Origin of the sequence: Alteromonas gracilis, from assembly GCF_043642145.1 — a bacterium.
In the GTDB taxonomy this organism is placed as follows: Bacteria; Pseudomonadota; Gammaproteobacteria; order Enterobacterales; family Alteromonadaceae; genus Alteromonas; species Alteromonas gracilis_B.
This window is the reverse complement of the sequence record NZ_JBHZRZ010000002.1, coordinates 345,723-359,466: the sequence shown is the minus strand read 5'-3', so window position 1 is coordinate 359,466 and position 13,744 is coordinate 345,723. Positions and strand designations below refer to the sequence as shown.

At 44.3% G+C, this 13,744-nt stretch carries 10 protein-coding genes; 4 read left to right on the top strand and 6 right to left on the bottom strand.

Annotated elements, in window-relative coordinates:
• Window positions 1-22 precede the first annotated feature (22 nt).
• Entirely contained in the window at window positions 23-1,417 is a 1,395-nt protein-coding gene (locus ACHUFN_RS05660) for a Type 1 glutamine amidotransferase-like domain-containing protein (RefSeq protein WP_394221333.1), read from the bottom strand.
• A gap of 498 nt (window positions 1,418-1,915) precedes the next feature.
• Here ACHUFN_RS05660 and gcvT point away from each other — a divergent pair, with 498 nt between their 5' ends.
• The 3 genes from gcvT (at window position 1,916) to gcvP (ending at window position 6,466) form a co-directional block, all read left to right on the top strand.
• Complete coding sequence (gene gcvT / locus ACHUFN_RS05655) at window positions 1,916-2,995, top strand: glycine cleavage system aminomethyltransferase GcvT (RefSeq protein WP_394221332.1); 1,080 nt, start codon at window positions 1,916-1,918, stop codon at window positions 2,993-2,995.
• Window positions 2,996-3,046: 51 nt separating this feature from the next.
• A complete protein-coding gene (gcvH, locus tag ACHUFN_RS05650) occupies window positions 3,047-3,436 on the top strand; it encodes a glycine cleavage system protein GcvH (protein WP_159626895.1) in 390 nt (129 codons plus the stop codon).
• 120 nt (window positions 3,437-3,556) lie between these two features.
• Entirely contained in the window at window positions 3,557-6,466 is a 2,910-nt protein-coding gene (gene gcvP / locus ACHUFN_RS05645; protein WP_394221331.1) for an aminomethyl-transferring glycine dehydrogenase, read from the top strand.
• A gap of 134 nt (window positions 6,467-6,600) precedes the next feature.
• Here the strand turns inward: gcvP and ACHUFN_RS05640 are convergent, their stop codons facing one another.
• The 5 genes from ACHUFN_RS05640 to ACHUFN_RS05620 all read right to left on the bottom strand — a co-directional run bounded on the left by ACHUFN_RS05640 (window position 6,601) and on the right by ACHUFN_RS05620 (window position 11,900).
• Window positions 6,601-7,413, bottom strand: a complete 813-nt coding sequence (locus tag ACHUFN_RS05640) for an SEC-C metal-binding domain-containing protein (protein ID WP_394221330.1) — start codon at window positions 7,411-7,413, stop codon at window positions 6,601-6,603.
• Window positions 7,403-7,891, bottom strand: a complete 489-nt coding sequence (locus ACHUFN_RS05635; protein WP_394221329.1) for a hypothetical protein — start codon at window positions 7,889-7,891, stop codon at window positions 7,403-7,405. Before ACHUFN_RS05635 ends, ACHUFN_RS05640 begins: the two co-directional genes overlap by 11 nt.
• 137 nt (window positions 7,892-8,028) lie before the next feature.
• Complete coding sequence (locus tag ACHUFN_RS05630; RefSeq protein ID WP_394221328.1) at window positions 8,029-8,676, bottom strand: hypothetical protein; 648 nt, start codon at window positions 8,674-8,676, stop codon at window positions 8,029-8,031.
• A gap of 267 nt (window positions 8,677-8,943) precedes the next feature.
• Window positions 8,944-10,299, bottom strand: a complete 1,356-nt coding sequence (locus tag ACHUFN_RS05625) for a GIY-YIG nuclease family protein (protein ID WP_394221327.1) — start codon at window positions 10,297-10,299, stop codon at window positions 8,944-8,946.
• An 89-nt stretch (window positions 10,300-10,388) separates the two neighbouring features.
• The gene (locus ACHUFN_RS05620) at window positions 10,389-11,900 is read right to left on the bottom strand and encodes a serine hydrolase domain-containing protein (RefSeq protein WP_394221326.1); all 1,512 of its coding nucleotides are present in this window, start codon (window positions 11,898-11,900) and stop codon (window positions 10,389-10,391) included.
• Window positions 11,901-12,151: 251 nt separating this feature from the next.
• Between ACHUFN_RS05620 and ACHUFN_RS05615 the strand changes: the two genes are divergently transcribed.
• The gene (locus ACHUFN_RS05615) at window positions 12,152-13,687 is read left to right on the top strand and encodes a methyl-accepting chemotaxis protein (RefSeq protein WP_394221325.1); all 1,536 of its coding nucleotides are present in this window, start codon (window positions 12,152-12,154) and stop codon (window positions 13,685-13,687) included.
• Window positions 13,688-13,744: the final 57 nt, after the last annotated feature.

Sequence of the window (13,744 nt, the reverse complement as noted above, 5' to 3'; positions counted from 1 at the left end):
TGCAGTGCCTTTAAAAGCCAAATTAATAAGGGTTAAGTGGCGAATAAAAATTAGCGTTGTTGCCGTTAATGGAAATGTTGGTGGCAACGCCGTTATGACTAAATGAATTAAGGTTAATGGTGTTACCTGAATTTAGTCGAATTCGCTGTACATCGTTATAGCGCACTGGCGAGCCGCAGGTCAGTACCTGACGCTGTGTTAACGCAGTTTCTCGAAACACATAAATACTGCCAGAACCATCTGCAACACCGCTATTATTGCTTGTTATGAAGAGTGATGTGTTTTCATCAGCCGCAATAGCAAAGTGGTTTGTTGAGTGCTGTGCCAATGATACCACGGTTCTTCCCATGCGATCGCGCTCAGCAAAATGCGTGTCGGTAAGCGCACTGTTTAACATGGGAATTGAAAGTATACCGTTGCTAAAATTCAACGTTTCGTGGCAGAAGTCTGTAACGACTTCCTCTGAAATTGCGCCAAGTATGCCGTCGGGGTCGTACACGTTGTCGGCCATAAGGGCCATGCCTGCGGACGTTCCGCCAATTACGCCACCTTTATCAAACACATGTTGCATCGCGCTTTGCACTTTTGTACCACTCCACTGGTTCAAATAATCAGACTGATCACCGCCAGCCACAAACACGAACTCTGCGCTGCGGATAACCCAGTCAACGTAGTCTTCATTGGCTTTGTTACGGGTATCAACAATAAGCGTTGTTACCGAGTCGGCAGCCATTAGGCCTTGCAAATAACTGTTGTAGCCGTCGCTGCCTGATGTTCTAAGCACTACCACATCTGCGTTACTGTCAACGTGCCCAACAACGCGGTTACTGAATGCGCTATCAACATCCGAACCACCACCCATCAACAATACCGCGCCATCACCTGCCGTTAAGCCTGCGCAGCTGTCGTTTTCATTGCCGGTAATGTAACTGGTAAGGGTATTGGGAGCAGAGGGACGTGGGCCATAGCCACAGTCGTTGCCACCTCCGCCACCGCCTGTACTGCTAGGAAACGATACGTTTAAGTCGTACCAACCACTCCCCGAATAGCGAGTAAGTTTTAAGACGTAGGTTTCTGCCGCGTTTGCTTGGTAGCTACCTGTTTCTGGTGTGCTGCCGGTTTCACCAGTGTCAACTGCGCCGCCAGAGGTTTTATAAAGAGCCCAATCAAAATCGTCACGGGAATTATGATTAAGGCTAATGTCGATATTGCCAGCCTGTACTACATCGAATTCAAACCAATCGACGTCGCTTCGGCTAAGGTTTCCTTCTACGGTTGTACCGCTGCACATACCAGTATTCGCCTGCGATTCAGTATCGTTAGATTCTGATTCACTGGTAATACATGCGTGCGTGTTTGTTGTTAAAAAAAGGGTTGTTACTAGTGTTGCCACCATGTTCATTATTATTTTTTTCATGAGATAGTTCCTGAATAACAAATACATACAGCCAGCGCTTAGCACTGGAAAATTTTAAAGCAGGTTATTCAGGTGTGACTATTCGTCGAACCACTCACTTAAGTGGTAATCGGTAGAACATGAATGCAGGCCACTAGGAGTATAAGTACAAATGCGCTGTGTCATTGCTTTCTCCTGATTGTGTGGATCTGATTTTATGAAGGTTATTGCTGCTAACGAAACGTTAACAACAGTTCAAAAATACACCAGTGAGGCAAATAGTCAAATAGCAAAATTTAGGTGTGCTTTTCTGGCGTTCAAAGCAATGCAGTTAAAACGCAGCTATTAGCGGCTAGTAACATTATTAAAATGCTGCTCAATATTTGATTTTCTGATATTACTGCGCTTGTACATTTGCTTTTTAAATGTATTGATTAAAATTTCCAATTTGTTACCAAAACGTTGCCTCACTATACTCAATACCGTTTTCTACCTTTCAATTCAAAAAGAGTAAGTGGAATGTCTAATACCACCGCCCTACACGCAAAGCACCTAGAAGCGGGTGCGAAAATGGTCGATTTCTTCGGCTGGGATATGCCTATTAACTACGGTTCACAAATTGAAGAGCATCACGCTGTGCGTCAAGACGCAGGCATGTTTGATGTATCTCACATGACCATTGTTGATGTAAAAGGCGCACAAGCGAAAGCGTATCTTCAGTACCTTTTGGCAAACGACGTTGCGAAATTAAAAGATAAAGGCAAGGCGTTATATAGCGGCATGCTTAACGAAGAAGGCGGTGTTGTAGACGACCTTATTGTTTATCACTTTGAAGAAACAAACTACCGCTTAGTAGTGAACTCGGCAACGCGCGAAAAAGACATGAACTGGTTAATGAGCAAAGCAGAAGGCTTTGACGTAACCATTACCGAGCGCCCTGAGTTTGCCATGATTGCCGTACAAGGCCCTAACGCAAAAGAAAAAGCAGCAACGCTATTTAGCGCAGCGCAAAAAGAAGCGGTATCAGGCATGAAGCCTTTCTTCGGCGTACAAGCAGAAGACTTGTTCATCGCTACCACGGGTTACACCGGTGAAGCAGGCTACGAAATTATGGTGCCTGCCGAGCAAGCGGAAAGCTTCTGGCAAGCATTACTAGACGCGGGCGTTAAGCCATGCGGCCTAGGTGCTCGTGACACACTACGCCTTGAAGCGGGCATGAACCTGTATGGCCAAGATATGGATGAAACTGTATCGCCACTAGCCGCTAACATGGGCTGGACAATTACTTGGGAACCGGCAGAGCGTGACTTCGTAGGGCGTAAAGCACTAGAAGCACAGCGCGAAGCGGGTACCGACAAGCTAGTAGGCTTGGTAATGACTGAAAAAGGCGTGCTTCGTCACGGCCTTAAAGTGAAAACAGAAAGCGGCGAAGGTGTTATTACTTCAGGTACGTTTTCTCCAACATTAGGCCACTCAATTGCCATGGCACGAGTACCGAGTGATGTTGGTGAGACAGTTGAAGTGGAAATGCGCAAAAAGTGGGTTACAGTAAAAGTGGTTAAGCCCTCCTTTGTACGCAATGGAAAAAGTGTTTTATAAGGCCGATAGCTACTAGGCCCCAAAAGTTAACAGAGAATAACAGGAACGATTATGAGCAACATCCCAACTGATTTACGCTATGCCGCTACGCACGAATGGGTTCGCCCTGAAGGTGACGGTGTTTTCACTGTAGGTATTTCTGAGCACGCCCAAGGCCTACTAGGCGACATGGTATTCGTTGAACTACCAGATGTTGGCGACGCAGTTAGTACTGGCGACGACATTTGTGTTGCTGAATCTGTAAAAGCAGCGTCTGACGTATACGCACCTATTTCTGGTGAAATTGTTGCAGTTAACGAAGACCTAGAAGATTCACCAGAGCTTGTGAACTCTGACCCATACGGCGACGGTTGGTTATTCAAAATTAAAGCCGACGACGCAGCAGAAGTAGAAGGTCTACTAGACGCTGAAGGTTACGAAAACAGCATTGACGAAGAGTAATTCGTTACGCTGATTTAAAGATAAATAGTTTAAAAAGGGGCATGAAGGCAATTCAGCCCCTTTTTAACTTGAAGATTTAACGCGCCCTTGCGGCAACCATTACGAGTGCTTAACAACGTTATGTCGAATACTTCCCCTACACTAGCTCAACTAGAGCAAAAAGATACGTTTATCCGCCGTCACATTGGCCCGGGTAAAGGTGAAATTGAAGAAATGCTGTCTGCCATTGGTGCAAGCTCATTAGATGATTTAATTGAGCAAACTGTACCGGCAGGTATTGCGCTACCAGAAGCACTTAAATGTGGTGAAGGGGCGACAGAAGTTGAAGCATTAAGTGAACTTAAAGCCGTTGCGCAAAAGAACAAAATTAACCGTTCTTTCATTGGTATGGGTTACTACGATACTCACGTACCTAATGTAATTCTTCGCAACGTGCTAGAAAACCCAGGTTGGTACACAGCGTACACGCCTTACCAGCCAGAAATTGCGCAAGGTCGTTTGGAAGCTATTCTTAACTTCCAACAAGTAACCATTGACCTAACAGGCCTAGAGCTAGCATCAGCATCGTTACTTGATGAAGGTACAGCGGCAGCAGAAGCCATGGGCCTTGCTAAGCGCGTATCTAAGAACAAAAAATCAAACGCTTTCTTCATTGCAAATGACGTTCACCCGCAAACCATTGACGTGGTTGAAACCCGCGCTGAAATGTTTGGTTTTGAAATCATCAAAGGTGCAGCAGAAGAAGCGGCAGAGCACGATGTATTTGGTGCGCTACTTCAGTACCCAACGACTACCGGTGAAGTAAAAGACATAAGCGACATTATTGCTGCGGTACAAGCGAAAAAAGGTATTGTGGCAGTAGCGGCAGACCTAATGAGCTTAGTAATGCTTAAGTCGCCAGGCGAACTAGGTGCCGACGTTGCACTAGGTAGTGCACAGCGCTTTGGTGTACCTATGGGTTACGGCGGCCCGCACGCGGCGTTCTTCGCAACACGCGACAGCTACAAGCGTTCACTGCCTGGCCGTATTATTGGGGTAAGTAAAGACACCCGCGGTCGCCCAGCACTTCGTATGGCGCTACAAACCCGTGAACAACACATTCGCCGTGAAAAAGCGAATTCGAACATTTGTACTGCACAGGTGCTGCTAGCCAACATGGCAAGTTTCTACGCGGTATACCATGGCCCGCAAGGCCTTAAAACCATTGCTGAGCGCATTCACCGCTTTGCCGACATTTTGGCTACTGGCCTAACACAAAAAGGCGCAGAGAAGGGGGTAGCCCTTAAGCACAGCACGTACTTCGACACGCTAACCGTAATGGTAGACAACAAAGAAGACGTACTTGCAAGCGCCTACGCAAAAGGCATGAACCTACGTGCAGACCTTGAAGGCGCGGTAGGTGTATCGCTAGACGAAACCACTACACGTGAAGACGTAGCAGCGCTATTTGACGTTATGCTAGGCGACGACCACGGACTAACTGTTGAAGGCTTAGACGCAGAAGTAACCACGCAAGACGTGAAGTCTATTCCTGAAAGCTTGGTGCGCACCAGCGACATTCTTACTCACGAAGTGTTCAACAAGTACCACTCTGAAACCGAGATGCTTCGCTACATCAAGAGCCTTGAAAACAAAGACTTGGCGCTTAACCACTCAATGATTTCATTGGGTTCTTGTACCATGAAGCTAAACGCAACGGCTGAGATGATTCCAGTAACGTGGGCTGAGTTCGGCCAACTTCACCCGTTTGCACCACTGGACCAAGCAACAGGCTATCAAGAAATGATTGCTGAGCTTAGCGAGTGGCTAATTAACGTAACAGGCTACGACGCGCTTTCAATGCAGCCTAACTCAGGTGCGCAAGGTGAATACGCAGGCCTATTGGCTATTCAGCGATACCACGAAAGCCGTGGCGAAGGTCACAGAAACGTGTGCCTAATTCCAAGCTCTGCTCACGGTACTAACCCTGCGTCTGCGCAAATGGTTAGCCTAAAAGTGGTAGTAGTAGCGTGTGACAGTAAAGGTAACGTAGACCTTAACGACCTTCGCAAGAAAGCGGAAGAAGTGGGTGAAAACCTGTCTTGTGCTATGATCACATACCCGTCTACCCACGGTGTATACGAAGAAACCGTACGCGAAATTTGTGACATTGTTCACCAGTATGGCGGCCAGGTTTACATGGACGGCGCAAACATGAACGCGCAGGTGGGCATTACGTCGCCTGGTTTCATTGGTTCAGACGTGTCGCACCTTAACCTACACAAAACCTTCTGCATTCCACACGGTGGTGGCGGCCCAGGTATGGGACCCATTGGTGTTAAGTCGCACCTTGCACCATTCCTACCAAACCACACAGTGGTAGACGTAGCGACAGCAGGTAAAGACTGTGGTGCGGTTTCGGCAGCGCCATGGGGTAGTGCGTCTATTCTGCCTATTAGCTACATGTACATCAAAATGATGGGTAGCGCTGGCCTTCGCCGTGCAACCGAAGTGGCTATTCTAAACGCCAACTACGTAGCCAAGAAGCTAGAAGGGCACTACAAGGTGCTTTACAAAGGCAACAATGGCCGCGTAGCGCACGAATGTATTGTTGACCTTCGCCCGCTTAAAGAAGCAAGCGGTGTAACCGAAGTAGACATTGCAAAACGCTTAAACGACTACGGCTTCCACGCGCCAACCATGAGCTTCCCAGTAGCGGGAACGCTTATGATTGAGCCAACCGAGTCGGAAGCGAAGTACGAGCTAGACCGTTTTGTGAACGCCATGATTAGCATTCGCCAAGAAATTGCGAAAGTAGAAAGCGGCGAGTGGGATGCCACTGACAACCCATTACACAATGCGCCACACACGCTAGCAGACATTTGTGATAGCGACTGGAACCGCAGCTACGACCGCATGCTAGCGGCGTACCCAGCACCAGAAGTGCACAGAAACAAATTCTGGCCAACGGTAAACCGTATTGATGACGTATACGGTGACCGTAACCTAATTTGTTCTTGCCCTAGTATTGAGAGCTATGTTGAGGAGTAGGGTGTTTGTTTAGCGGCGTTGCTGTTAAAGCTTGATTGATTTGGAAGGCGAACCGGGTGGTTCGCCTTTTTTTTGCAGGTTTTAGTGATTAAGCGACTGCAGTGACAATAGCGTGGAGCTTTTTGTGTTACGGATTAGTATGGAAAACGAGCTTTAGCTTTTACATCCGATAATTCTTTGAAAAACTGAAAGTCGACATGTGGTATCGAGATTTCTTTTTCGTTAAAGCAGCACTCCTTAAATTTCCTTCCACTCTTGCATGGGCAACCAGAGTTACGGGCAACTTTCGAAAATCTTTTAATTGGGAAGCTCTTGCGTGTCCAATGTGCTTCCCAATTTTCAAATGCATTATCAAGAAAATCGGATAAGTAGTTTATCAATGAAAAGTCCAAAGTTTCATCATTGTGCACAACTGAATATTTTTGTACTGGCTTAGTAACTATTGAAATCTCAAGAAATTCTATATCATGTGCAACATGTAAACACAGTTCTCCATTGTATATTTTCCCCTTTATGTGAGAACACCTCGATCTCGGTCTTACCTTGTGATCACAAATGCTGCATGTGTAATGCCCAACTGTAAATCCAGGACTTGCAAACAGACAATAAGGAAAAAGAGCCTGCCACTTGGCTGTTTGTTTCGCTATGAAGTGACATCTCGATTTGGTGTAAAAATCTGAATCTGAGTTTCTTTCTATCGAGGCAGCATAAGCTTCGCAGCGTTCAAGGTCATTCCAAGCGCCTCGGTACTTTTTTGACTTGATTTTGTCAAACGCTTTTATGAATAGAACATTTGCTTTGATAGCCTCAGATTCTCTCCAGCAATCGTTAGCTAATTTCTCATTTCCAGACGATGCTGCTTCTTTTTTCTTCCTTTCAAGCTCTTCTAGTATTTGACCAATAACTGGCTTACGAGTGTCTTCGATGTTTGTAAGTTCAATCATCATTGCTGAATTCTTTTACTGCATTGAGGGCTTTTTCTACGTCTTCAACTTTTCCGTCATAACAAACTGTCGAGCTTTTCCCATCTTTTTTCTCTACGACGAATTTTAGGGAAATCTTATCGTCCTTGTTTGCTTTAAGTTTGTCATATACATAGGATGAGACGAGACCGCAAAACACAGGTATAACAATATTCTTTACGAAGAATGTGCCAAGCCAAATATCCGCAGCATGAAGCCCCAATTCTTTATACTCATCGTCATTGGCGTATACTTCAGTCTTAAGCGCATTGTTATTCAAATAGTCTAGCGTATCCAAACTTCCGGAATAAAAACAATCGTCGGTGTCGTGTGAAGGAAGGATCAAAACCGCTACTTCATCTATATTCTCTGACAATTCGCTGGGTGCATTTTTTGCTAATTGCTCAAAGGTAATGACAGATGATGAAACGTCGAATCGTTCTTTAAACTCTAATCCAGCCATTCTTTTTATTTCCTCGATAAGTAATTTTTATAACTAAAGCCCACAGAATTAGGAAGTAATACATGTGAGTGGTGTGTATAGAACCCACATGTTAAAATTCCAAAATGCCTGAGGCTGACTTCATGTGCTTGTTGTATTTAATTATTAATGCGTTGTACTAGCAGAGTTATTTGTTCTTGGAGCAATTTAATACGGTTTTCCAGTCTCGATTTCTCATTTATGTGTTTTTGAGTGTCTTGCCAATAACCCAACAGTGTTTCCAATTCTGATTCCACGTCATCTTGTTGTTTTTTCAGATATTCAAGTTGACCAAGTAAATCTGAACTCACAGAAAGACGTTCTATTGTGTTATTTTTCATTTCTAGAGCGTTTTTATAGTTCTCTAACTGCTCATAAGTAGCCTTTAATTTCGCTTGTGATTCTGCGTGCTTTCTGTACAGCTCATTGAATTTTGATTGACATCCTTTTGCTTGAAGTAAGTCATTCTCTAGCCCCGACACTTTATTTTTCAAAGTTTCTTGCTCAACATTACTTAACGTGCATCGCTGTAGCTGATTTTCCGTGAATCTTAATTTTTCAGCATTACTTATGCTTTCTTTTTGAAGACTCAAGTACTCGTCAGTTGCCTTTATATTGTTTTTCATAGAAGCTATTTCAGTTTCTTTTCGAACTAGATCTCTCTCGAGTGGCTTAATCCAAAAGTTATCTGCCATAAACCAAATGCCCGTTCCAAAAGCAAATGATGCACCTATAATCGTTTTCCAATCTCTTTGACTTACGGTCAAACCAAACTTCCTTTATCAAAAATTAAACATAACAGCTTATTATTAAAACTTTATACTACCTCTCCGCTTTCCCTGAAAAACCATTATCTATTTTTTCAGAGGAAACAGGATTAGACGGCCGTTATATTTTTAAAGCAGAAATAAAAAAACGCCACTCCTATCCCCGGGTAAAAATTTATTAAGTTTATAAATTGGCTAACTTTCTGGGTCAAATCTCAATTAACTACAAAATAGGCTTTGAAAGTATCGGTTTGAAACGATTTTCATTCATACTTGCGACTTGAGTGACCACTTGAGAGATTGATAATATTCATCTGCGCTTGGAATTCTAGAAATAAGTGCTTCAATATCCATTTTGTTTAACTCTTGTTCGATATCTTCAATTGATACTCTGAAAAACTCTTTTCGGCGATTTACCCGGTTCAATCGTTTTGTGTCAAACACTCTATGTAATGTTGATTCAAGATTTGGTGCATCATCCGACTCGATAAGGGCATGTACATCGAATGTGAAGGGTACAGATGCATCGCCAAGTTCCCTCACACGGTCCATTGGCTCTAATCGCCTTGTCATGCCAATTTTAAGTACGTCTTTTCCGAAGCTTCCAATATTTGAAATGATGTATACGTGGCCTTGTTTCGTTTCCTGAGCGCGACTTTTCGCGCGCTCCATTTTTTCGTGGGCTAGTGCTAATTCAGATTTAAGTGCGGCAAGCTGTTCTTGATAGGCCAACCGTTCTTGTTCTGATTTTTCAGCGAGTTCAGCTTCAAGTTTGGCTATTGCCGCTGCCGTAATTGCCTCCTCTTTTTCTGCCTCCTTCTGAGCTTTCATTGCCTCTTCACGTGCTTTTTTCTCTTCGCGCTGTTGTTCTCTTAATTCTCGCTGTTCTTCTTTTGCTATCTGCTTTGCTTTCTTATAATTAATTTCGATCTCTAGCCGCTTCATCAAAAGTGCTTTCATTTCGCCATTAATTTCCGCTCGGCTGTCAATCGCTTTAACTAGAGCTTCAGTCGCTATGATCGTCTCTGCAAGCTTTTCCGCTGCAAGGTGACCACTTGATGCTGTTACCTTGGAACATAGCATTTCTACTACACTAAGAAGTAATGCCCCTGCCATGTCTGCCTTTGCAGAAATAGCCACGAACTTACCTACGTTTACATCTGCATTGTGACCTCTGACGTTCTCGATAGCATCAGTAGCGAGTTTCTTTAGCCTCGCTTTAACTGCCTTTCTGTCGTCCACATAACTCTTACTTGATTGAAGATCTTCTTCTGTTAGTAGTTCGATGTCCGCAGCATGCTGACAGCTTCGGTCAGTAATATCTTCAATTAGTGATCTAGACTCTTTTAATCGTGCGCGAATTTCTCTATCAGCTTCTTTTAGCCTTTCAATTCGTGCTTCTGAGGACGCTTCGCGGGTATTTATCTCCTCGATACGCTTTTCTATGTCAGCGTCTGTCTCGGCTTGTTTAGCTTTTGCCTCTCTCAGTATTTTCATACTGCGAGATTTTGCGTTGCTGATGAGTTTATTGAAAAGTCGCTGCCTTGTAGTAAATCGGTGTGCAACCATCAAGAGGATGATGACGAAGAGAAGAGAGGCTATTAAAGCAAAATTGTATTCCATTGATATTCCTTTATCTTTAATCTCACGTGTAAGAGTTACATAATTACTTATCGGTTACCGATTTCATTATTGCGCATCAATCCTTAACGCTAATTCATTCTAACACCCCGAATATTCCCATCCATCACAAGAGCCTTAACCAACCCACTTTCATCACCCACCTCAAACCGAATACTACTCCCATTCTTAGCAAAAAATCGCCCGCCACCCTCATGAAAATACTCTTCATTCTCAACATAAGGTAATGCGTTAAGCACAAAACCATTGGCTGTTTTTTCTAACACAACATCAACAATTACTGGCTTGGTTACCGCATAGGTGCCAGTGTATTGGTTTAACTCATCTTCGCTAATAGGCTCTACGGTTTTTATTTCAGCCTCCGAATAGCCTACTCCTAACGCTTCTTTTAGGCGGATTTCTAGTTCGCTTATTAACTGCCTGCCGTTGTTGCCGTTTGTCATAATGGCGTAGCCGTTGCCGGTATCTAGCTCAATGTAAAGCTGCGACATAAACCCAGCATCTGCGCCGCCATGGCCAAAGCCCAGAATTTCTCCATCGTCACTCATGTTGATAAAAAAGCCTATTCCTACATTAGGCGGCGCAATACTTTGCGTATTGTTGGTTAACATTTCTTGTGCAGTAGCTTGCGATATCCAGTCTGTTTCTTGCCCTAAATACGCACTGCGTACACTGTTTGCCAATTTCAATATGTCTGATGGCGTGCTCCACATGCCAGCCGCAGCTAGTGTGGCGTAAGTATGCGCACCACCTTTAATTGGCGAACCATCACCATCGTAAGGCGTCGCCATATTGTTTGAAAGGTTTGTTGTAATGGGTTGCTCGAAGCCTGAACGTGTCATGCCTAAAGGTTTAAACAAAAGTCGTTGCGACATGGTTGGCAGGGGTTCATTAGCTATGTCTTGCAAGGTAAGCTGAGCTAGCGTAGTGCCGCCACCTGAATAGCGCATTTGTGTGCCTGGTTGAATATCAACAACAACAGCGCTGGTGTTTGCTGGCGCTGTACCTTCTAACACCTGCTGTAACGTAGGCACGGGTTCGCCCGCTGTGTAACCAGGGAAGCCGTGTACTGTGGTGCCCGCTGTGTGGCTTAATAACCGGCGTAACGACACCGCTTCTTGCCCAGTCCATTCGTGTTCAGGCAATTGCCAGCTGGTAAGTAAGTTATTTACGTCGGTATCTAAATCAATGGGGTTATCTTGGCGGTACTTCATCAATACTGCTGCAAATGCGGGCTTAGAAATACTGCCTGCTTGGAATACCGTGTCTTTATCAGCAGCCAGCTTGCTTATTACGTCTTTAACGCCGCTTTGCATGGTCCACGCTAGTTGCCCATTTCGCATAAAAGCGACCGACACGCCAGGCACTTCATAGTGCGCCTGTCGTTGTTCCAAAGACTGGTAATCAACCTTTTGCCCTTCAATGCGAATGCGCTCACTCAACCCTGTTTTTAACAGGTTAGCTTCTTGTGTTTCTTCGGTAGGCGAGGGGGATGCAGCAAAGGTTTCGGGCTCTGCACAGCCCCATAATGAAACTAGGCAAATAGTAAGTGTAATAGCGCTGAGTGTTTTGGCTGGTTTCATGTTAGGTATTCCATTACGCATTTCCTTTAAAGAGTAATTCCAGAGTACTTGGCTAAAATTACGCCGTCAATCAATCTATTACAGCGGCTAAATGGCTAACCACAGAAGCGATGTAAGCAGAAAAAGCAAAACGTGCTCGTCTCATTAAATCCTATTAAGCCGCTTTATACTTTAGATTGAATTAAATTTAATTGGTGAACTTTTGTACAAGCGTGGCGTATTCCTTTTATCTCTTACATTAGGTAAATGCTATGAATATGTCGGTAAACACAATAATTAACGAAGGCGTTTTTGCATCGCCTGAAACGCTAAGCGATGTTGTTTTTTCAACACGTAACGATTTAACGTTTTGGAATGTGTTACCCAAAGCCGAGTATTTCTTTGGTCTTTCAGCAACCGAGCCTGATAAAAAAGGCAGTATTGCCCATTACCTAACCAGCGTACCGCACCACGTTTTAAACGAGATTAACGTAAGCATAAAATCGGAAACGCCATGGCGAGGGGTTATTCCATTTACTGTGAATGGCAACACGTATTGGAGAGATGTATTCGTAAGGCCTATTTTCAGAAAAAACGATGTAGTAGGTATTCAGTGGTTATTAAATACTGCCGCTGAAGAGTTAGTGAATACGGCACAAGCCATTTATCAGCAAGCGAATGTGCAAAAGCCAAATATAAAGCTTTGGGCCAGTTGTGCTGCACTGATTGCGGTTTTTATAGTTGCTTTTATGTTTGCCCAGCCATTAATGACCTACGCGTTTATGTTGGTTACTGGTGTAATAAGTTTTTTGCTATACCCAAATATTCCAAAGCGCAATATGCAGTTTGAAGAATACGATGCCCGTCACTTTCCAGTACAGCAGCAAGTTTTTGCGAAAACACCAGCAACAGCAGTTATCGATTATGAACTAGCGCTAAAAGAGGGTGCGTTAAACGCTGCGATGACGCGCATAGAGTCGGGCACTGAAGACATTGCTGAAGCAATAGTTGATACCAAGAAAAATGCGCAAGAACTGGTAAGTGCCGCACAGCAAAGTGCTGCGGCGTCGCAGCAAATATCTGCTGCATCTAACCAAATGACTGAAGCAATGAGCGAAATCAACCACAGCGCAGAAGCAACGGCTTTAACGTGTTCTACGGCTAAAGAGAAAGTAAACGACTCTGCCAAAGTGGTAGACAGCGCAGCAAGCCACATCGATAAACTGGCTAAACACATTACAACCGCGGCTAACTCGGCAGAAGAGCTCGTGAAGAAAAGTGAGTCGGCTATCGAGTTTAGTTCAAGAATAGATAAAATAGCCGAGCAAACGAATTTGCTTGCACTTAATGCCGCTATAGAGGCGGCTAGAGCAGGCGAGTCGGGCAGAGGCTTTTCAGTGGTGGCAGACGAGGTGCGAAACTTGTCGCAAAGCACGCAAGAAGCGGTAGATGAGATAGAGGAAACCATTGGGTCGATGGTGAAAACTATAGACTTACTAAAGCAAGATTTGATGGAGCAGGTAAGCGTTGCTGAAGATTGCAGCGAGGAAAGCACAAAAGCCAAACAGGAAATGATTAGCATACGTGCCGAAATTACTAAAATAACCACTGAAATGGAGCAAATAGCGGCGGCCAGCATTCAAAACAAACAGGCTATTAAAGAAGTGGATGCTGCTATTTCAGAAGCAAAGCTTGCAACAAGTCATATAAGCGAAAATGCTACGCAAACCTTTGAAAGCGTGGATGGTGTTCAGCATAGAGTAAGAGAGTTCAGATCTATCACGTCTGCGTTTGATGACAATGACTAGGTAAAAAAGCGAGGAAAGCAGTATTCATGTTTTTGCCAATAGCACACGAATACTGCT

Coding starts and splice junctions, on each gene's coding strand:
- gcvP (WP_394221331.1), top strand. CDS start 3,557: ATGTCGAATACTTCCCCTACACTAGCTCAACTAGAGCAAAAAGATACG.
- gcvT (WP_394221332.1), top strand. CDS start 1,916: ATGTCTAATACCACCGCCCTACACGCAAAGCACCTAGAAGCGGGTGCG.
- ACHUFN_RS05635 (WP_394221329.1), bottom strand. CDS start 7,891: ATGGCTGGATTAGAGTTTAAAGAACGATTCGACGTTTCATCATCTGTC.
- ACHUFN_RS05640 (WP_394221330.1), bottom strand. CDS start 7,413: ATGATGATTGAACTTACAAACATCGAAGACACTCGTAAGCCAGTTATT.
- ACHUFN_RS05620 (WP_394221326.1), bottom strand. CDS start 11,900: ATGAAACCAGCCAAAACACTCAGCGCTATTACACTTACTATTTGCCTA.
- ACHUFN_RS05615 (WP_394221325.1), top strand. CDS start 12,152: ATGAATATGTCGGTAAACACAATAATTAACGAAGGCGTTTTTGCATCG.
- gcvH (WP_159626895.1), top strand. CDS start 3,047: ATGAGCAACATCCCAACTGATTTACGCTATGCCGCTACGCACGAATGG.
- ACHUFN_RS05660 (WP_394221333.1), bottom strand. CDS start 1,417: ATGAAAAAAATAATAATGAACATGGTGGCAACACTAGTAACAACCCTT.
- ACHUFN_RS05625 (WP_394221327.1), bottom strand. CDS start 10,299: ATGGAATACAATTTTGCTTTAATAGCCTCTCTTCTCTTCGTCATCATC.